The sequence below is a fragment of the Flavobacterium sp. CG_9.10 genome, from assembly GCF_015752245.1.
In the GTDB taxonomy this organism is placed as follows: domain Bacteria; phylum Bacteroidota; class Bacteroidia; order Flavobacteriales; family Flavobacteriaceae; genus Flavobacterium.
Window position 1 is genome coordinate 145,364 of record NZ_JADOVD010000009.1, and the last position, 18,793, is coordinate 164,156.

General features: G+C 33.3%; 18 protein-coding genes. 11 read left to right on the forward strand and 7 right to left on the reverse strand.

Going from position 1 to position 18,793, the window contains the following annotated elements; translation table 11 throughout:
- Positions 1-41 precede the first annotated feature (41 nt).
- The 4 genes from IWX84_RS09750 (at position 42) to IWX84_RS09765 (ending at position 3,806) form a co-directional block, all read left to right on the forward strand.
- Positions 42-1,463 (forward strand): CCA tRNA nucleotidyltransferase, encoded by a 1,422-nt coding sequence (locus IWX84_RS09750; protein WP_196850553.1) that lies wholly within the window; start codon positions 42-44, stop codon positions 1,461-1,463.
- A 90-nt stretch (positions 1,464-1,553) separates the two neighbouring features.
- Positions 1,554-2,576 (forward strand): COX15/CtaA family protein, encoded by a 1,023-nt coding sequence (locus IWX84_RS09755; RefSeq protein WP_196850554.1) that lies wholly within the window; start codon positions 1,554-1,556, stop codon positions 2,574-2,576.
- Positions 2,577-2,632: 56 nt separating this feature from the next.
- The gene (locus IWX84_RS09760) at positions 2,633-3,406 is read left to right on the forward strand and encodes a CDP-alcohol phosphatidyltransferase family protein (RefSeq protein WP_196850555.1); all 774 of its coding nucleotides are present in this window, start codon (positions 2,633-2,635) and stop codon (positions 3,404-3,406) included.
- 217 nt (positions 3,407-3,623) lie between these two features.
- Positions 3,624-3,806 (forward strand): CsbD family protein, encoded by a 183-nt coding sequence (locus IWX84_RS09765; protein WP_196850556.1) that lies wholly within the window; start codon positions 3,624-3,626, stop codon positions 3,804-3,806.
- Between the two features lie 106 nt (positions 3,807-3,912).
- Here the strand turns inward: IWX84_RS09765 and IWX84_RS09770 are convergent, their stop codons facing one another.
- The 7 genes from IWX84_RS09770 to IWX84_RS09800 all read right to left on the reverse strand — a co-directional run bounded on the left by IWX84_RS09770 (position 3,913) and on the right by IWX84_RS09800 (position 11,454).
- Positions 3,913-4,683, reverse strand: a complete 771-nt coding sequence (locus IWX84_RS09770) for a LytR/AlgR family response regulator transcription factor (RefSeq protein WP_196850557.1) — start codon at positions 4,681-4,683, stop codon at positions 3,913-3,915.
- A 52-nt stretch (positions 4,684-4,735) separates the two neighbouring features.
- A complete protein-coding gene (locus tag IWX84_RS09775; RefSeq protein WP_196850558.1) occupies positions 4,736-6,226 on the reverse strand; it encodes an ArnT family glycosyltransferase in 1,491 nt (496 codons plus the stop codon).
- A gap of 97 nt (positions 6,227-6,323) precedes the next feature.
- Positions 6,324-6,677: a 2TM domain-containing protein gene (locus IWX84_RS09780; RefSeq protein WP_196850559.1), complete on the reverse strand. Its 354-nt coding sequence runs from the start codon at positions 6,675-6,677 to the stop codon at positions 6,324-6,326.
- Between the two features lie 15 nt (positions 6,678-6,692).
- Positions 6,693-6,998 carry a 2TM domain-containing protein gene (locus IWX84_RS09785; protein WP_196850560.1) on the reverse strand — a complete coding sequence of 102 codons (306 nt, stop codon included), beginning with the start codon at positions 6,996-6,998 and terminating at the stop codon, positions 6,693-6,695.
- 75 nt (positions 6,999-7,073) lie between these two features.
- On the reverse strand, positions 7,074-8,447 hold the full coding sequence (locus IWX84_RS09790) for a histidine kinase (protein WP_196850561.1): 1,374 nt from the start codon (positions 8,445-8,447) through the stop codon (positions 7,074-7,076).
- Between the two features lie 12 nt (positions 8,448-8,459).
- The gene (locus IWX84_RS09795; RefSeq protein ID WP_196850562.1) at positions 8,460-9,080 is read right to left on the reverse strand and encodes a hypothetical protein; all 621 of its coding nucleotides are present in this window, start codon (positions 9,078-9,080) and stop codon (positions 8,460-8,462) included.
- A gap of 214 nt (positions 9,081-9,294) precedes the next feature.
- A complete protein-coding gene (locus IWX84_RS09800) occupies positions 9,295-11,454 on the reverse strand; it encodes a TonB-dependent receptor (RefSeq protein WP_196850563.1) in 2,160 nt (719 codons plus the stop codon).
- 422 nt (positions 11,455-11,876) lie between these two features.
- On the opposite strand from IWX84_RS09800, the gene IWX84_RS09805 reads away from it, so the two are divergent.
- The 7 genes from IWX84_RS09805 (at position 11,877) to IWX84_RS09835 (ending at position 18,752) form a co-directional block, all read left to right on the forward strand.
- The gene (locus IWX84_RS09805) at positions 11,877-13,046 is read left to right on the forward strand and encodes a T9SS type A sorting domain-containing protein (protein ID WP_196850564.1); all 1,170 of its coding nucleotides are present in this window, start codon (positions 11,877-11,879) and stop codon (positions 13,044-13,046) included.
- A gap of 288 nt (positions 13,047-13,334) precedes the next feature.
- Positions 13,335-13,892: a sugar O-acetyltransferase gene (locus IWX84_RS09810; protein WP_196850565.1), complete on the forward strand. Its 558-nt coding sequence runs from the start codon at positions 13,335-13,337 to the stop codon at positions 13,890-13,892.
- Between the two features lie 272 nt (positions 13,893-14,164).
- The gene (locus tag IWX84_RS09815) at positions 14,165-14,554 is read left to right on the forward strand and encodes a VOC family protein (RefSeq protein ID WP_196850566.1); all 390 of its coding nucleotides are present in this window, start codon (positions 14,165-14,167) and stop codon (positions 14,552-14,554) included.
- A 183-nt stretch (positions 14,555-14,737) separates the two neighbouring features.
- Positions 14,738-16,018 carry a chloride channel protein gene (locus IWX84_RS09820; RefSeq protein ID WP_196850567.1) on the forward strand — a complete coding sequence of 427 codons (1,281 nt, stop codon included), beginning with the start codon at positions 14,738-14,740 and terminating at the stop codon, positions 16,016-16,018.
- 6 nt (positions 16,019-16,024) lie between these two features.
- On the forward strand, positions 16,025-16,636 hold the full coding sequence (locus IWX84_RS09825; RefSeq protein ID WP_196850568.1) for an HPP family protein: 612 nt from the start codon (positions 16,025-16,027) through the stop codon (positions 16,634-16,636).
- 207 nt (positions 16,637-16,843) lie between these two features.
- Complete coding sequence (locus tag IWX84_RS09830; RefSeq protein ID WP_196850587.1) at positions 16,844-17,383, forward strand: IS1096 element passenger TnpR family protein; 540 nt, start codon at positions 16,844-16,846, stop codon at positions 17,381-17,383.
- 310 nt (positions 17,384-17,693) lie between these two features.
- Positions 17,694-18,752: a nucleoid-associated protein gene (locus IWX84_RS09835; protein WP_196850569.1), complete on the forward strand. Its 1,059-nt coding sequence runs from the start codon at positions 17,694-17,696 to the stop codon at positions 18,750-18,752.
- Positions 18,753-18,793: the final 41 nt, after the last annotated feature.

An 18,793-nucleotide genomic window follows, 5' to 3' on the forward strand; every position in this document is an offset into this window, starting at 1 on the left:
AGATTCCTCGTTTCTCGGAATGACAAAATGGAACTAAAATAATGAAATACAAACAAGCCTTAAACAATAAAATATTCGAAGTCATTTCTCAAGCTTCCCAAGAACTTAACATAAAAAGTTATGTAATTGGCGGTTTCGTCAGGGATTTGATTTTAAAAAGAGACTTCAAAAAAGATATCGATATTGTTGCTGTGGGCAGCGGAATAGAATTAGCTTTAAAAGTTTCTCAATTACTTCCAAAAAAACCAAAAGTACAAGTTTTCAAAACGTATGGCACCGCCATGTTGCGTTTTGAAGATACGGAAATCGAGTTTGTAGGCGCCAGAAAAGAATCGTATCACTTTGAAAGCAGGAATCCAGTTGTAGAAAACGGAACGCTTGAAGACGATCAAAACCGACGTGATTTTACGATAAATGCATTAGCCTTATCATTGAATGCTGAAAATTTCGGAGAATTATCGGATCCTTTTAATGGTTTAGTTGATTTAGAAAATAAAATAATAAAAACTCCCTTAGACCCAGATATTACTTTTTCAGATGATCCTTTGCGTATGCTGAGAGGTATTCGTTTTGCGAATCAATTGGGATTTGAAATCGATGAAGCTTCTTTGGAATCAATCGAAAAAAACAAGGAAAGAATTAAAATTATTTCAGGAGAGCGCATCGTTGATGAGCTTAATAAAATTCTTTCGACTGATAAACCTTCTATTGGCTTTTTGTTATTATTCAAAACTGGACTTTTAGATATCATTCTTCCGGAATTGACTGCTTTAAATCAGGTAGAAGAAATTGAAGGCCATACCCACAAAAATAATTTTTATCATACACTGGAAGTTGTTGATAATATATGCCCCAATACAGACGATGTATGGCTGCGATGGGCCGCTTTATTACATGATATCGGCAAAGCACCAACCAAACGTTTTAACAAAAAACAAGGTTGGACATTTCATGGACACGAATTTTTAGGTGGGAAAATGGCGAAAAAAATCTTCGAACGTTTACACATGCCTTTGAACCAAAAGATGAAGTTTGTACAAAAAATGGTCATGATGAGTTCACGACCTATTGTTTTGTCACAAGACACCGTTACTGATTCGGCAGTTCGCCGATTAGTTTTCGATGCGGGTGAAGATGTGGAAAATCTAATGACTTTATGTGAAGCGGATATCACCACCAAAAACGCAAGTAAATTCAAAAAATACCACAACAATTTTGAAATTGTTCGAAAGAAAATTGTGGAAGTAGAGGAACGCGACCATGTTCGGAATTTCCAGCCTCCTATTTCAGGAGAAGAAATTATGAAAATCTTCAATTTACAGCCATCAAAAGAAATTGGAATGCTTAAAGAAGCCATAAAAGAAGCTATTCTGGAAGGGGAAATCCCGAACGAATATCAAGCTGCTTATGGACTTATGTTAAAAAGAGCCGAAAAATTAGGCTTAAAAATTAACGCTTGTTGAATTAAAATTTAACTTTTTTTAAAATAACTTTGCGCTAATTCTTTCTGTAAAAAGAAATAAATAATCCTACTAAAAAATTAGTTTCATAAAATGAAAAAAGGGAATAAATCGGTTATTGTTTGGTTGTTATCGGGTTGTATTTTAATTTTTATAATGGTTGTCGTAGGCGGAATTACGCGATTAACTAATTCTGGTCTTTCCATGACCGACTGGCATTTAATCACGGATACTTTACCGCCTCTTTCTGAGGCAAAATGGCAGGAAGCTTTCGAACAATACAAGCAATTTCCTGAATACCAGAAAATCAATATTCATAATGATTTTACATTAGCTGATTATAAATTTATCTATTTCTGGGAATGGTTTCACCGTTTTATAGGACGTGCGATAGGAATGGTTTTCATTATTCCTTTTATCTATTTTCTAATCAGAAAACAATTAGATAACAGCACTATTAAAAAAAGTGTAATTCTTTTAGGATTAGGTGGATTACAAGGTTTTTTTGGATGGTTTATGGTACGAAGCGGATTGATTAACGATCCAGATGTAAGCCATTTTAGATTGGCGCTTCACCTTACAACAGCATTTATCACTTTTGCATATACGTTTTGGGTAGCACTGGATTTAATTTATCCTGAGAAGAAAAACATAGAGAAATCCTTGCGCACCATTGCCCGTGTCGCTCTAGTTTTCTTATTGTTGCAAATTATTTATGGCGGATTTGTTGCGGGCTTAAACGCCGGTTTAATCCACAATCACTGGCCATTGATGAGTGATGGACAATTTATTCACGACAGTGTTTTCTTGGAACAAAAAAATCTGTTGTTGAGCTTTACAGAAGGTAAAAGCGGCGTGCAATTCGTACATAGAACTCTTGCGTATTTTGTCGTTGGGATAATTGTTTTATTATATTTCAAAAGCAAAAATTTCACTTTAGATAAAAGGCAAACAAACGGAATAAAATCACTTCTACTATTGGTTTTTGTTCAGTTTGGATTAGGGGTACTAACCTTATTGTATGGAGTTCCACTGTGGTTAGGATTAACGCATCAGGTAAGTGCATTTTTCTTGCTTACAGCTATGACTTATACTTTGCATCGATTATCCAAATAATTTTCATACCTTTTATATCTGACTATATTGTCGCATTTCTTTGTTCATCAACTTAAATGTCTAAACTTGCAGCTCAAGATAAATTTCTTGATTTATCCGATTACGGAAGACCAATTGGAACATTCTTTGCCACTCAATTAAAAAATACGCGGTTTACTCCCATTCACGTGACGCTCCTTTTTGGAGTATCCGGTCTGATTGCAATTTACTGCATTCTGGAAAATCATTATTTTTTAGCGGCTTTTTTTATCATTCTAAAATCGATTATCGATGCCGCTGACGGCGAATTGGCACGGATAAAAAACACGCCTTCTTACACCGGAAGATATCTCGATAGTGTGTTCGACATCATCCTTAATTTTTTATTATTGATGTCCATTTGTTATGTTTCCAATACATCTTTTTGGTTAACGGCGATTGCTTTTTTTTGTATTCAATTGCAAGGAACATTATACAATTACTATTATGTGATTTTGAGAAATAAATCGGTGGGTGGAGATACAACAAGTAAAATTTTTGAATATAAATCACCCAGAGCTTTACCAGGCGAAAGTCAAAAATCAGTTGATATTTTGTTCCAAATTTACACTATAGTTTACGGCGTTTTTGACAAGATAATTCACACCTGGGACAAGGATGCTTACAAGGTAAAAACTTTTCCAAATTGGTTTATGACGCTCGTTAGTTTTTATGGTTTAGGCTTTCAATTACTGATTATTGCCATCATGTTACCTATGAATTTAATCGACTACATCGTCCCGTTTTTTATCGGTTATACTTTGTTTGTTTTTGTTTTAATTGGAATAAGAAAAGCACTTTTCAAGGCATAAAACCACTATAGAAATAATCTATACACAACATTTAGTTGTCTAAAAACTAATTATTTAAGCGACATCATATTCTTTTTTAATTTAATAGCAGTTTCACTTCAATCCATTACAGGTAACTATGAATTATACAACAATTCAGTCTAATTATATAACACTTTTTTAGCTTTAAATTCTCAACTTTGTTAAACAATAAGTAACAATTTAAAACTATAACATTATGCCGAATTCAACAGAGATTAAAGGAAATTATAATGAGTTAAAAGGTAAGCTTAAACAAAAATTTGCTGATCTAACAGATGACGATGTATTATTTGAAGAAGGAAAAGAAGATGAGACTTGGGGTAAATTACAACAGAAATTAGGTAAAACTGAAAAAGAAATTAAATCATTATTTGAATAATTTCAAGAATCCTAAATTACAATAACTGTTTCAGAATTAGTTATCAATATTTCCAATTTTGGGATTAGTTGATGCCATTTTGAAACAGTTTTTTTTATGTAAATAATTATCCAATCCAGGTTCTAAAATCAGATACTTTTTCTCTGCTTACAATAACCTCATCCTCTTTATAAGATGGCAAAATCACCTTCAAACGGGAGTTGCTATAAAGCACAATTTCCTTGATTGCTTTGAGCGGAATTATAAATTTTCTGCTTACGCGAAAGAAATCAGCAGGATCCAATTCCTGTTCTAAAAGTTCCAGAGTAGTTTCAATTAAGTAATTTCTATTGTCGAAAGTATGAATGTAAGTCCCTTTATTTTCACTGTAAAAACATTCAATTTCATCGGTAGCAATCACTTTTAGATGTTGTCCTATTTTTACGGTAAATCTTTTTTTGTAGTTTTTCTCAAATGGATTAGAAAGCATTTTTTTGATTTGCTCAAAGTCGAGTTGCAACGATTCTTGTTTTGGCAAACGCGCTTTAAATTTGGAAACCGCAATCTCTAAATCATCTACATCAATGGGTTTTAAAAGATAATCAATGCTGTTCAATTTAAATGCTCTCAACGCATATTCATCATATGCTGTCGTAAAAATTATAGCGCTTTTTATAGAACGCTGCACGGAGACGAAGTGTTCGAATATTTCAAATGATAAACCATCGGATAATTGAATATCTAGAAAGATCAAATCAGGTTGTTCGTTTTTAGCAAACCACTCAATTGATTCTTCCACGGAATGTAGCATCACTCCCACTTCGATATTTAATTTTTCGAGTTTTCTTTGCAGCAATCTAGCAGCAGGTTTTTCGTCTTCAATAATTATTGTGGTCATGGTTTAGTTTAAAGTTAAAACTTTTGGTTTTGGAAAATCTCAATTTAATTCGTTAATCGAACACATGTTTTTCTAATGACGCCCAATTTTGTTTCCTATTTATTTTTGGATTTCGACAAATATACACTGGAATATTATTTTCCTCGTCAATTGCATATTTGTGTTTTACCATTTTTACTAATGTGCAATCTTTAAATACGCTTTCTACAACTTTTTTTTCATTTCCAATACTGATACAAACTTCCCCGCTGGTTGTACCGCTTCCCCAAAGCCAAAAACTTCCGTTGCTACAAATTGGATTTGGCAGTTGGTATTTTTTTCCAATGATTTCAATTGCACCGGCTTCTCCGTAATTTTCAGCCCAAATAACACAGTTTATTTTCTCTTGCGGTGGCAACGATTGATAGGTACTGTCGACTAATTTCACTTGTTCTTCCCAGCCAAACATATCAGCATAATCATTTGTTATTATTATCCGTCCATCTTTTTCGGATTTTAAATTTAAATAACTAACATAAGTATCAATTGGTAAAACTGGTGTTGCCAGTGGCAAAAAAGGAATCATCGGAAGCAATAAAACGGCAGCCACAGCATAATTCCAATTTGGTTTTCTCTGAAGTAGCTTTTCTATTTTTACAGCTCCACTCGCGAATAATACAGGATAAATGGCGAAGAAATAATACGCTTTAGATTGCATCAACCACATCGATATAAATATGACTAAAGCAGCAATCCCTATAGCTTTATATTTTTTTAAATCCTTGTCAAAAAAGTAAGCAAAAAGTCCAATCAAACTAATTGCTAGCGTAAATGGATGTTTTAATTGTTCCAATGCAAAATCAAAAGGTCCGATTTCGTCCAGCTGGCTTTCTTTTAATTTTTGCAAGTGCATAAGAACCGGCAAATCGTGCTGAAATTGCCAAATAATATTTGGTAGAAATAGTAAAAAAGTGATGCATCCTGAAATGTAAAGCCACTTATTTTTGAATAGCGCTCCATTTTCATAAAATAACAAACCGACTACAACTCCCAATCCCCAGACCAAAATCGTATATTTATTCATCAAACCCATTCCTGCGGAAATGCCCAGCAAAACGAGGAATTTTACTTTTTTAGTATTAAAATATTTGATCAAAAAGTAGAAACCTAGTGTCCAAAATAACTGATCGAAAGCTACCGGCTGAAAAAGAGTCTGATTGCGATAAAAAGGCAAGAATGTCAAAACAGAAACTCCAGCTAAAAAAACTGCTTTCTTTTTCCCACCCAATTCCTTGGCAATTAAACAACAAATTATAAGAATTCCAACACCAGCCAATGTGGAGAAAAGACGAATTCCAGATAACGAGTATCCAAAAATAAAATGAGCAATTTTGCCCACAAACGCAATAAAAGGAGGAAACTCAAAATAGCCCCAATCTAAGTGCTCACTTACAGATAAATGCAGTAATTCATCCCGCTGAAAACCATAATTTTGATTTCCAATGAGATGAATTATTAATTTTATTATTGAAAGAAACGCAATGATAGGGTAGTATTTTCTCAAAGTTGTTGTTTTATTTACACAATCCCGGTAGTTATCGACTAAGATTTTAAGTGTGTTTAAATTATTATAAATAGCTTTTGGAAAATGAGTAGAAACGCTATTGCCATTTCTCTTTTTTCTCTTTTTCCATCAATTCTTTTATTTTATTTTCTTCCCAGTTTGGTCCAAAAAATATATTTCTTCCAAAAACAGAAAATCCATGTGCAAGAAGTCCTATTCCCCAGAACAAAGCAGTTGAATAGGTCTCCCAATTCCTTAAATCTCCTTCCTCATCTGAGTTTCCATTCACAAAAGAAATAATAATAAATAAGTTTACAAGAACATATACTAATGCATGAACATAGAATCCTTTAATCCTTTTTACTCTTTTATAAGCTAAATCATAACGCAAATCAGGATTAAAATCATCCGTTTGATATTCGTTTTGCAATTGTCTTTTTAATCGTCCCATGATACTAATTTTAAATTACTCCCAATTACTATTATTTTCCTTTTCCTTATCCATAAATTCCTTAATCTTTTTCTCTTCCCAATCTTGACCAATAAATGGCATATAATTAAAGACTTTCATTCCGTGAATTACGACTCCAATTCCCCAAAAAATCAGTGGCCAGAAAAACCATAAATGATTTGGAGACGTTAGCAAATTAATAACTAGTAAGCCAGTATTTACAGCTAGGTACGTAGTGAGGTTTCCATAAAACCCTTTGATCTCCTCCATCCTTTTTTTAGCTTTGAAATAGCGCTCTTCGTCTTGATTATTATTTTCCATCGTAGTTCTGTTTAAAAATTTGTTTCACGTTTAACGTTTCGCTAGATCACCAAAAATGGCAACCAGAAACTAAAATCACTTCCATGCTTGTTTGTTTTCTTCTTTTCTTAGGATTTCTTGAATTTTGCGCTCCTCCCAATTAGAACTGTATCCATATACTTTTAAAGCATGCATCACTAATCCAAATCCCCATCCTCCAGCTGAAAACCAAAACCAATGAAATTGTGGAGAATATCTTAAATTAATAAATACTAATATTGGAATTACGATACAGTACGAAATTAAACTTCCGTAGAATCCTTTGAGCTGTTCCACTCTCTTTTTAGCTCTATAATAAGCGGTGTTTTCGCTATAATTAGTTGTTTCCATCACGGCAATTTGTTTCGTTAAAATTGGTATTTTTACTGAAAACGTTTTCTCGTTTTGGTCAATCAATACTTTTCTGTTGGTAATAATTCCATATCGATCGATGATGTTTTGCAATCCTACGCCTTGACGATCCTGCAATACTTCTTTTTTTTGATAATCGTTTTCGACAACCAAGTAATCTCCTTCGATAAAAATTCGAATATGCAACGGACGCTGTTCACTAACCACATTGTGTTTTACGGTATTCTCCAATAAAAGCTGCAAGGAGAGTGGCACCACTTTGGCTTCCGTCATTGCGAGGGACGAAGCAGTCCAATCCTCTTGCGACGGCAATTCGTAAAACAAACTGTTTTCAAACCTCATCTTAAGCAGGTTCATATAGGTTTTGGCGAAAGCCAGCTCTTCTTCAACCGAAACCAACTCTTTATCTTTTTGTTCCAAAACATAACGATAGATTTTTGACAATGAAGTCGTAAAACGTTGTGCATTTTCAGGATTTTCTTCGATTAGAGAACTTAACACATTCAAACTATTAAAAAGGAAATGAGGATCAATTTGGTTTTTTAAACTTTCAAACTTTGCCGAAGCCGTTCCTGCAATTATTTTTTGCTGTGTTACTTCCTTTTTGGATGCATTTTTCCATTTAGCCATAAAACTTCTGGCCTGCATGAAGGTGGAGACCCCCAGAGATAAAATGATATAAAAAAGATGCACCCACAACATTCTTTCATTGAAAAATTCGGAAGAATCCAGCTTCTCAAAAACCACAAAAGTGAGATAATCAATTCCTAAAACAACTGGTATCGTGTATAATATTGTAGCAATTATACCAAAATACACTCTTAAATTAGTCTGTTCCAGCCAATCCCATTTTTTATCAAGAAACACATTAATCATTCCATTCCCAAAGCCAATTCCGAAAGAATACATGGCACTTACAACGAATGTTATTAATACATTTTTCAAATCAAAATTAAGCTGAACAAAAGAAAATACCAATGTAAAAATCAAAGCTATTTTCAAACAAAGTATTGAACTTTTCTTAAACTCTGTAAACGTTTTTATTCTTTGATTTTCCATTGTTATTCTATATTATTTGCAATTTTTCAATGCTTCGGTCGCTCTGTCTAATCCCCATTTTGGAGAGAAAGGAGTTTCTGGTTTAAAAGTAGCAAAAAGTCCGATTGATTTTTCAATTTCCGCACATAAAGGTTTAGTGTCAATTCCTGTCCATTTTGCCCCTCCTATTTGAAATTCAGCTTTACCAAAAACTACTCTTGGGTTTTCTGGAGCGATTGCTTCGGCTTTGGCATACATTTCCATCGTTTTTCCGGATAATTTCATTCCGTTTGTCATGGGATCAAAAACAATCCAGGCAGTATTTATCATGGCTTGCATCACATATAATTCGGCATTATTTTGATCTTTTATCATTTCAATATCCAATGCGTTTTGTGCTTTGGTAAGTAACAAATTCATTTTGTCTTTATCCTGTGTTCCAAAAGCTGCTGTGGTATTTACTAAAGCTACGTAATAATTTGGCAACCAACTTGTTTTTTCTGCCGATGCAATTCTTTCAAATTGATCTGACGCTTCAGTATTTTTTCCTGCTGCCCAAAGCCCAAAAGCTTTTCCCATTCCTTGTTCAAATTGTCCTTGTGCTGATAATAAGCTACAAACAAATAAAGCGGTAATTGTGATAATTTTGATCATGATAGTAAATTTTAATTGTTAATGATTTTATTGATGATTGAAACTTGTTTAATTATTATTCAAAAGTATTTCAGTTTTAGACTTTTTAAAATTTTAACTTACTGAATTGTTGATTTTTGCGGATGAGTTGTTATTTAGACGAAAGTCATAAAGTTGAAGAAATTCAAATTTACGAGGGCTTTAGACCTTTGACTTTAAGACCTTATGACCATTTTTATAGATTCTTCAACTGATTGTCCTTTTTGTCATTACTAATGGTCCAAAAGAATCCAACAAAGAAAAATCGATCTGCTGTAGGCGTGACTTCTTTTCGATTATAAAAACCATTTGTATCCGGATTTTTTGCGTAATCGTAGCCAAAAACATTTTGGCTACCTAAAATATTCGAAACGGAGAAGTATAAAATTTTCTGCGTAGACAATAAATACGCCCAGTTAAAACTCAAACTGTTGTATGATTTTGTTTTTCCATTCATGAATTGTGTTTCATTTGGATTATTATACGGCCTTCCAGAACTATATAAATTGGTGAAACCTATTTGTGATTTCCAATCATTAATCCAATATTTGGCAACAATGGACAAACTATGATCTGCAACAAAATTAGGCGTGACCTGAGTTGGAAAGTTTTTATAGTCCCGTTCCGTATCGATGTAAGAATAGGAAACCCAATATTCTACATTTTTGAATGATTTCCCGTCTCTCCAAAACAAATCCAATCCTTGGGCATAACCCGTTCCATTATTACTAAAAACCGAATTATATTGTATCGATGGAGTATCGTATTTCACCAAATTACTGTAGTCTTTAAAATAGGCTTCTGCTCTGAAGGTCTTCCCTTCTTTATTATATTGATAATTCAAAATATAGTGAGACGCTTTCTCACTTTCGAATTGATGAAAGTTAGAGTACTTGATATAATCTACGTTTGGCGTTTGAGTAAAATCCCCGTAAGCCATAGAAAGCTGACTATTTTTAGCCATTTTGTAAGCCAAAGAAACTCTAGGAGAAACGGCGGTTTCATTTAACAAATCATTATTGGAAACTCTCAAACCTACTTTGGCAGCAAACTTTTTAGAGAAGAAAATATCAGCTTCCGTGAATACAGCCGCGATGTTAGAATTGTAACCATTAGTATTTGTTGTTCCAGAATTTTGCTTGAAATCTTCATTAAATTTGGTGATGAAATAATCGGCTCCAAAAGACAATTTCACTCGATCCGAAAAACTCTTTTTTAATTTTAATTTCAAATGTGCTGCATTCTCGTCATTCGCAACTTTATCTAAATCCAGATTTATTTTATTTTTACTATAACCATAACTTAAACCCGATGTTATTTGCCAGTTATTACCAAAACCTCCTTTATATGAACTATTAAAATAGAAATTATTATTGTTTAAATCCACTCTAATTTTTTGTGGAGCGTTGATATTTTCTTGATTAATATCGAATTTTGAGCCATCAAAAGCAGCATATAATTTCAGAATTCCCTTATTGAAATTATAGCGATATACCGTTTCGCCAGCTAAAGACTGAAAAGGACTATTCCAATCTGCATTTTGCTTAATGGCAGCTTGATACGGTGCCAAATTAATATACGAAGTGTTCACACTTAGCGAACTTTTTTCCCATTTCTGAGTATTCCCAAGACCTAAACCAACGGTCATCAGAGCAATTTCGGTTTTGTTTTGATCTGGTTCATCTTGCGTATTCAAAAGTAAAACACTGGATAATGCTTCTCCATATTCAGCAGAATAACCGCCTGTTGAAAAGGCTATTCCACTAAACAAAAATGGTGAAAACCGGCCTCTCGTTGGTAAATTTTGAGCTGAAGCTCCGTAAGGCTGCGCCACCCGAATTCCATCTACAAAAGTTTGGGTTTCATTAGCCTCGCCACCACGAACAAACAATCTTCCATCCTCACCTACATTTTGTGTACCCGGTAACGTTTGCAAAGCTGCAATAATATTTCCGGCCGAGCCAGCTGTGGTTACAATATCAAGTGGTTTCAATACGGAAACTCTCGCTTTGTCGCCAGCTTCCAGATTTCCTGCGGTAATAACTACTGCATCTAGCGCATTAACGTTATCTCTCAATTTAATTGTCCTGTTTTTAAAATTTGAAACGTCAATCAGTGTTTTTGAAGTTTCGAAAACAAGAAAACTCACAACCAAAGTCTGATTTCCTTTCGTACTTGTTTCAAAAGAAAAATCTCCTGTTTCAGAACTGGAAGTACCATCATAGGTCCCTTCGATAAAAATATTGGCACCAGAAACTGGATTTCCTTTTTCATCTACCACTTTTCCTGAAAGTATCGTTTGTGAGAAAAGGGTAGTTGCAAATAAAAAGAGGGTAAGAGTAATTATGGCTTTCATGTTATTTAATTTTGATGATACAAATATATTTCGGAGATCGAAATTATAAAATATTAGTTAACTGAACTGTCAAAATTAGAGGATGAGTTGTATTTAAATTCCCCTAGTAGCGGACAACCTTTATAAACTTGAAAATAAAAAATAAAATTAAATAAAAGTCTATAAATCAATTACTTATGAATCAATTTTGTTAAATTTGTGTAATCTAAAAAAGTGTTTACATGTAACCCCAACACATCAGAGCTTTAGTTAGATTTTTGGTCAATAAAAAGCAAATTTCGCGATATCGATCAACAAAAGATGGTACAGTACGATTTCTCACCGCAACTGTAGAGATGGTGTCATTAAAAATTGATGCTAGATAATTAATATACACATGGTTACTTCAAAAGCCTAAATCGTGAAAAATTAAAATTATCAAAATGAAAACACAAACTACTTTACAATGGAGGAAAATTAATCTCTTCAAATCCGTAATAGTGTGGATTTGTTTCCTATTCGCCGTAATTTCCTCAGCTCAAAAAGTCGAGTCCGTTCTTAATGAAAACTGGATAAACGGAAACTGGCAGAATGCTCTTAGTACATCTAATACTTATGATGGCAACAATTTTTTAATCAATTCCCTTAGCCAGACCTGGTCCGCTTCCTCAGGAACATGGATAAATGCTTACCAACAGAAACTCAATAACAATTCTGATGGATCTCTAAACCAGGCTACAGGGCAAACCTGGGATATGGGGACAAGTTTATGGAATGATACCGTAAGGTCAAGTTATATCTATAATCCAGCAATGAAAGCACTTACTTTTCTTTCAGAAATATGGGCTGGAACTTGGCAAAACTCCCAACTAGAAACAAATACTTATGACAGTAATAACTTCCTCATTCACACCCTTTCCCAAACTTGGGACCTAACGAACAGCAGATGGAAAAACTATGTCCAGACCAATTTCATTAATAATGCAGACGGAACAATAAACCAAAGCATTACCCAAAATCGATATTTAGACATCTGGGAAAATTCAAGCCAAACCAATTTCATTTATGATGCAAACGGAACTTTACATCAAACCATTACCCTTACCCAACAACCATGGGATTATGATGACATTTGGTACAATAACATAAGAGTAACCACTTCTTATGATGGAAGTAATCATATTACAAATTCATTGTCGCAAATCTGGGATGCCGCTTCAAGTTCATGGATAAACAATTTCAAATCAGATTATTCCAATGATGGTAATGGTAATCCAATCCAAATTATAATGCAATCTTGGGATACTCGAACAAACCTTTGGAATAATTCACACCGAATAACTTTTAATTATACTTTAGGGCTATCTGATTTGGCAAAAGGAATAAACTTGACTTTGTATCCAAATCCCGCAGTCGATATCATAACTGTAAAATCAAATAGTGACCTTTATGAGAAATCTTATTTGATATCTGATCAAAATGGCAAAATAATTCAAACCGGAACATTAAATTCTGAAATTACAATTGTTAATCTCAGCAAATTATGTTCGGGAATGTATTTTTTTCGAATGAATGAGCAACCCAAACAATCGATTAAAATAATGAAGAAATAAACTACTCACAAAACGCAGCAACTTTGACGGTGATAAAAAATGGGACGAGGCTATCTAATAATTATTGATAGCCTCGTTTGCAATTGAATACTTATCTTTTTTTTTAAAAGTCATAATTTCTTTTGACTTCATTTTAGAATTTACAAAAGTTATTTGGGAAGAATTATTTGTAGGTAATTACTATCGAAATTTAAAGAAATGGTATCCATGGAAAAATTCATATTTCCAGTAACATGTTGCATCACTGTCGATTTTCTTATACATTTACAGTAAAACCCAAATGCATTTATGAAAACTGAAAAAGAAAAAATGATTGCCGGAGAATATTATTTGGCCGGTGATTCTGTTTTAGTAAAAGACAGACGAAAATCTAAAAATTTGCTTCACAGATTAAATGTTACCGAATATAGAATAACCAAAAAAGCACGAGAAATTATAAAAGAGTTGATTCCCAATGCTGGAGCAAATCTATATATTGAGCCTCCATTTTTTTGTGATTATGGATACAATATTAGTTGCGGTGAAAATGTTTATTTTAATGTAAATTGTGTTGTTTTGGACTGTGCCAAAGTAACTATTGGATCCAATGTTTTTTTTGCACCAGGAGTTCAATTGTACACCGCAACACATCCCCTTGATGCGGAATTGAGAAAAACACTTGAAAGTGCTTTGCCCATAACTATTGGTGATGATTGCTGGATTGGCGGGAATTCCGTAATATGTCCAGGAATTACAATAGGAAATGGTTGCGTGATTGGTGCAGGTTCTGTGGTTACAAAAGACATTCCTGATAATTCATTGGCGGTGGGAAATCCGGCGAAAGTGATTCGGAAATTAAATCAATAAATTCAAATTATGCCACACGTTTTAGCAACACTCAAAAATGTTCCTTTGGAAATCATCAAAGGAATTTTAGAAAAACATAAAGCGTTTCTTGCCTCTCAAGGAATGTAATTAGAACAGATTTGGCAAAATAGTGATGATCACGATGAACTGCTTTTTCTTTTCCGAATAAATGATATTGACCGCAACAAAGTTTTACTTCACAAACGACATTTGGAAGCTTTAGCACAAGACCCAAAAGCCAATCTTGCCCAAATGACTTATTTAAATTAATTATGATTTCAATAAACAAAGTACATCACACCGCTATTATTTGCTCGGATTATGATCAATCAAAAAAGTTTTATACCGATGTTTTAGGTCTGACGGTTATTCGGGAAATATATCGTGCGGAAAGACAATCCTACAAACTCGATTTGGCACTAAATGGCACTTATGTAATTGAACTTTTTTCCTTTCCTAATCCACCGCAACGCACATCGAGACCAGAGGCGGCAGGATTGCGACATTTAGCATTTGAAGTAAATGATTTAGAACAAACCATCCATTTTTTATCTTTGAAAAATATTTTATCTGAACCAATCAGAATTGATGCCAACACTAATAAGCGTTTTACTTTCATCGCGGATCCAGATAATCTTCCCATTGAGTTTTATGAAAAATAAGGACCTTTTCACTTATCAAAAAAGTGAAATTCATAAAGGAATCATAAAAAACAACAATTATATTTATATTTTAATTCAAGTCTAATTTTCTTTTTTTAAATTTGTAATTCGTTAATAAATGTTTTTTTTTCAAAATAAATATTTTTTTTACTTGAAAATCAATGACTGCAAAATAATTTTTAGATGAATTCTACCGCTCGAATTAAAAAAAATTACCAATTAATCAAATTTCAAAAATTAGTTATTGTTTCCATTTTAATCGGCTTTCTTTCGGCCTTTTTAGGAATTTCGCTTAAAAAAATAACCGAATATTACGAGGAAATCTTTTTTCATCAAGCTTCAATCAATCCAATATTCTTTGTTTTCTTTCCAATTTTCGGTTTGTCTATCATCTATTTTCTTCGAGAATATCTTTTTAGAAAAAAAGAAAATAAAGGGATTAAAGAAATTTTTGAGAGTACAAATTCCAAATCAAAAAACTTACCCAATTATAAAATTCCATCCCATTTCATTAATGGATTACTGACGGTCGTTTTTGGTGGATCAACCGGAATTGAAGTGTCTACTGTAGTCGCTTCGGCAACGATTGGCGCTGTTGCCCAAAGAAAACAAAACGTATTTAGACAATACAAAACCGAATTAATCTGTGCCGGAGTTGCGGCTGGAATTACCGCTTTATTTAGCAGTCCTGTTGCCGGAATCCTTTTTGCATTAGAAGTTATATCTAGAAAAGTAACCCGAGCATTTTTAATAAGCAATTTGATTTCGGTAGCTGTTGCATTTGGACTGCTGTTTTTGTTGGATGAAAAACCTTTATTTGCCTTAACCATTACCACTTGGCATTTAAAAGCTATTCCCTATTTTATACTTTTAGGAATTTTAGCAGGATTAAATTCGGTTTATCTCACACGATGTGTATTGTTTTTCAAGTCTCAATTTTTAAAAATAAAAGTTCATTATTTCAAAATTATTTTGGGTTCTGTCATTTTAAGTGTTTCCTTATTAGTGTTCCCGCAACTTTATGGTGAAGGCTATCATGCGATCAAAACTATTTTTATTCATTCGAATGATATGCCAATGACATTTTCATTAGCCCTTACATTTCTTGGAATATTGATACTAAAACCTATTGTAACTTCAGCGACTTTGGCCTCGGGAGGTGACGGAGGTGTTTTTGCTCCAAGTCTTTTTATCGGAGCTTTTTTAGGATTACTTGTTGCCTCTACTTTAAATACTTTTTTTAATGTCAATGTGATTCCTATAAACTTCATGGTTATTGGGATGGGCGCTGTTTTAAGTGCCAGTATTCACGCCCCTTTTACGGCAATTTTCCTGGTTTGTGGATTAACGAATGATTATACTTTATTCTTTCCTATTTTAATGGTTTGTCTTATCTCAAAATATACTGCAAAAATGATATATCCATTTACAGTGTACACCTATTCCCCAAGTTTATCAGAATAGTTACCCATGCCTATTCAAAAAATTAAACGGAATTACCGCAAAACCAAATACATTCTTTACAAAGAAACTTTGGTCGATTATAAGGAACATTTCTGGGCTTTTTTAGGTTCATTTATAGGTATTGGAATAATTGCTTATTTGCAATCTAAAGAACTGCCTCATTCTGATGTTGTTTATCTTATTGGCTCATTTGGAGCATCGAGCGTTTTAGTTTATGGCGTAATTCAAAGTCCACTGGCACAACCTAGAAATCTCATTGGCGGTCATGTTGTTTCGGCAATTATCGGTGTAACAGTTCAACAATTTGCTCCTGATATTCTCTGGATAACCGCCCCACTTGCCGTTTCTCTATCCATAGTTTTAATGCAAGTGACTAAAACATTGCATCCCCCAGGAGGTGCAACTGCACTGATTGCGGTAACTGGTTCTTCAGAGATTAAAAATCTTGGCTATTGGTATGTACTTTATCCGGTCTTGAGTGGTGTTCTAATTCTACTTGCTGTGGCATTAATTTTTAACAATTTAACTCCAAATAGATCTTATCCAAATCATAAGAAATACCGTCAGTTTAGGACGAGAATTGCTGGTCAATTTAAAATTAGTAATCGCAATTCCTAAAGGTCTTTAAGCAAAATAATTCCTTTTTACTTTAATAATCTCACCTATTTTAAATTACTATAATGCCTCGCTTGACCGTCAATTGATTCTTTTCTTTAAAAATGCATACGCAAAAATATTATCAACAAATCTGAAATCTGTCGCAAAACTTCGGGACGAAATCTAAAATTATATTTTACCTTTGACCTTTCAATGAAAACAAAGATTATGGTTTACAAATTCAGAGTAATATTAGATACCGAAGAAGATATTTTTAGAGATATTGCTATACTGGAAGATGACACGCTGGAAGATTTCCATAACGCCATCTTCAATTCCTTTGGGTTTGACGGAATGGAAGTGGCTTCATTCTATACTTGTGATGAAACTTGGAATCAAGAAGAGGAGATTTCTATGTTTGATACAGGAGATGTACTTGGCGAGCAAAAAATCATGAGTGATTATCAATTATCGGATATTTTAGATAAACAAAACACGAAAATCATTTATGTTTATGATTTCATAAACATGTGGACCTTTCTTATTGAACTAGCTGCTGTTGAAGAAATTGAATTAGGTGCTACTTATCCTGCTACACTCTTTTCTCATGGCGAAATGCCAGATGAAGCAATGGAAAAAAACTTTGAAGCGGATAATGCGGATGACTTTGCCAGTGAATTTGAAGATGATTTAGATCAAGATGACCTCGACATGTTTGAAGGAGACGATAGTTTTGAAGATTATGGATTTGAAGAAAATTGGAATTAATCCTCTCCACTCACGAAGCTTTAGGACTCTCCAAAGGAAAGGGAGATAACATCACATAAAAAATAGCACACAATAATATTCACGTCTCGTCTCCCTCTCAGGGCAAACGCTTTTGACATTTTTAGACTTAAAAAAAATTAAACCATTAAGAAATTAAGAGAATTAAGGCTTAATGAAACTTAATTTCTTAATGGTTTTAAAAAAAGACTAAAATTTTACTTTTCAAAGTTTTAAAAGTGTTTTACCTGGTCTCCCTCTCCTTTGGAGAGTCCCGAGGTTTTGGGAGGGGAGAGCAACCAAACATAAAAAAATGATCAACTTATATAACACACACATTGAAACTCTTTCTATACATCGTGTAGGAAATAAAAGCCGCAATGAAGCCTTATTTTTATCAGACCAATCCTTTTCATTAAATGATGAAATTGTACCGCTGATGAAAGAATATTTCTTTAGACCTTTTAGAGAAAAAGAAGAAAATTATTTTCAGTTTGCCCATGAAATTGATTTGGATTACAATGACATGTTTAAATTTGCAACTCAAATTTTTGAAAACCCAAGTAGTTTACATGAAGTTTCTAAACAAATAACGACGCATTTATTCGAGCAGTCAAACCATCCGCATATTAAAAATGGTGAAGTTTATGTTACCTACTTAACCAATGTAAACATCGATAATAATGTTGTTGATGCTATTGGGATTTTCAAAAGCGAATTGCAATCGGATTTTTTACAGTTTGAAGAAAAGGGAACAAACTTAGAAATGATTTTGCAACAAGGAATAAACTTGAGCAAACTTGACAAGGGGTGTTTGATCTTTAACTATAAAAAAGAGGAAGGTTATAAAATACTTACCGTTGACAGCAACCGATATGATGCCAGATATTGGCTAGAACATTTTCTTTCAGTTGATGCATTTGAGGATGAAAATTTCATAACAAAAAAGTACTTAAAGTTTTGCCAGAATTTTGCCAAAGACGTGGTATTTCCGGCAGAAGACAAAAAGGAAGAAGTTATGTTCATGAATCGTTCCGTAAATTATTTTGCTAAAAACGACCAATTTGAGGAAACTAATTTCTTGAACGAAGTATTAGACAATCCTGATTTGATACCTGAATTTAAAAATTACAAAATAGACAAAGGAGAAAAATATAGTATTGAAGATGTTACTTCATTTCCTATCGCAAATGCTGCAGTTTCCGATGCCCGAAAATCCATAAAAAACGTAATTAATTTAGATACACATATCCAAATAAAAATGGATTTCATTAACCCTGAAAGTGCCGAGAAATACGTAGAAAAAGGTTGGGACGAAGAAAAACAGATGTATTATTATTTAGTTTATTTCAATAAAGAAGAAAAATCATAGAGTAGAGACAAGTCGCAACTTGTCAGTACAAAGATATATTC

Bases quoted from the DNA above. Each gene is read 5' to 3' on its own strand.
- IWX84_RS09835 (WP_196850569.1), top strand. From the start codon at position 17,694: ATGATCAACTTATATAACACACACATTGAAACTCTTTCTATACATCGT.
- IWX84_RS09815 (WP_196850566.1), top strand. From the start codon at position 14,165: ATGATTTCAATAAACAAAGTACATCACACCGCTATTATTTGCTCGGAT.
- IWX84_RS09800 (WP_196850563.1), bottom strand. From the start codon at position 11,454: ATGAAAGCCATAATTACTCTTACCCTCTTTTTATTTGCAACTACCCTT.
- IWX84_RS09805 (WP_196850564.1), top strand. From the start codon at position 11,877: ATGAAAACACAAACTACTTTACAATGGAGGAAAATTAATCTCTTCAAA.
- IWX84_RS09760 (WP_196850555.1), top strand. From the start codon at position 2,633: ATGTCTAAACTTGCAGCTCAAGATAAATTTCTTGATTTATCCGATTAC.
- IWX84_RS09810 (WP_196850565.1), top strand. From the start codon at position 13,335: ATGAAAACTGAAAAAGAAAAAATGATTGCCGGAGAATATTATTTGGCC.
- IWX84_RS09820 (WP_196850567.1), top strand. From the start codon at position 14,738: ATGAATTCTACCGCTCGAATTAAAAAAAATTACCAATTAATCAAATTT.
- IWX84_RS09755 (WP_196850554.1), top strand. From the start codon at position 1,554: ATGAAAAAAGGGAATAAATCGGTTATTGTTTGGTTGTTATCGGGTTGT.
- IWX84_RS09780 (WP_196850559.1), bottom strand. From the start codon at position 6,677: ATGGGACGATTAAAAAGACAATTGCAAAACGAATATCAAACGGATGAT.
- IWX84_RS09795 (WP_196850562.1), bottom strand. From the start codon at position 9,080: ATGATCAAAATTATCACAATTACCGCTTTATTTGTTTGTAGCTTATTA.
- IWX84_RS09770 (WP_196850557.1), bottom strand. From the start codon at position 4,683: ATGACCACAATAATTATTGAAGACGAAAAACCTGCTGCTAGATTGCTG.
- IWX84_RS09750 (WP_196850553.1), top strand. From the start codon at position 42: ATGAAATACAAACAAGCCTTAAACAATAAAATATTCGAAGTCATTTCT.
- IWX84_RS09830 (WP_196850587.1), top strand. From the start codon at position 16,844: ATGGTTTACAAATTCAGAGTAATATTAGATACCGAAGAAGATATTTTT.
- IWX84_RS09790 (WP_196850561.1), bottom strand. From the start codon at position 8,447: ATGGAAAATCAAAGAATAAAAACGTTTACAGAGTTTAAGAAAAGTTCA.
- IWX84_RS09765 (WP_196850556.1), top strand. From the start codon at position 3,624: ATGCCGAATTCAACAGAGATTAAAGGAAATTATAATGAGTTAAAAGGT.
- IWX84_RS09785 (WP_196850560.1), bottom strand. From the start codon at position 6,998: ATGGAAAATAATAATCAAGACGAAGAGCGCTATTTCAAAGCTAAAAAA.
- IWX84_RS09825 (WP_196850568.1), top strand. From the start codon at position 16,025: ATGCCTATTCAAAAAATTAAACGGAATTACCGCAAAACCAAATACATT.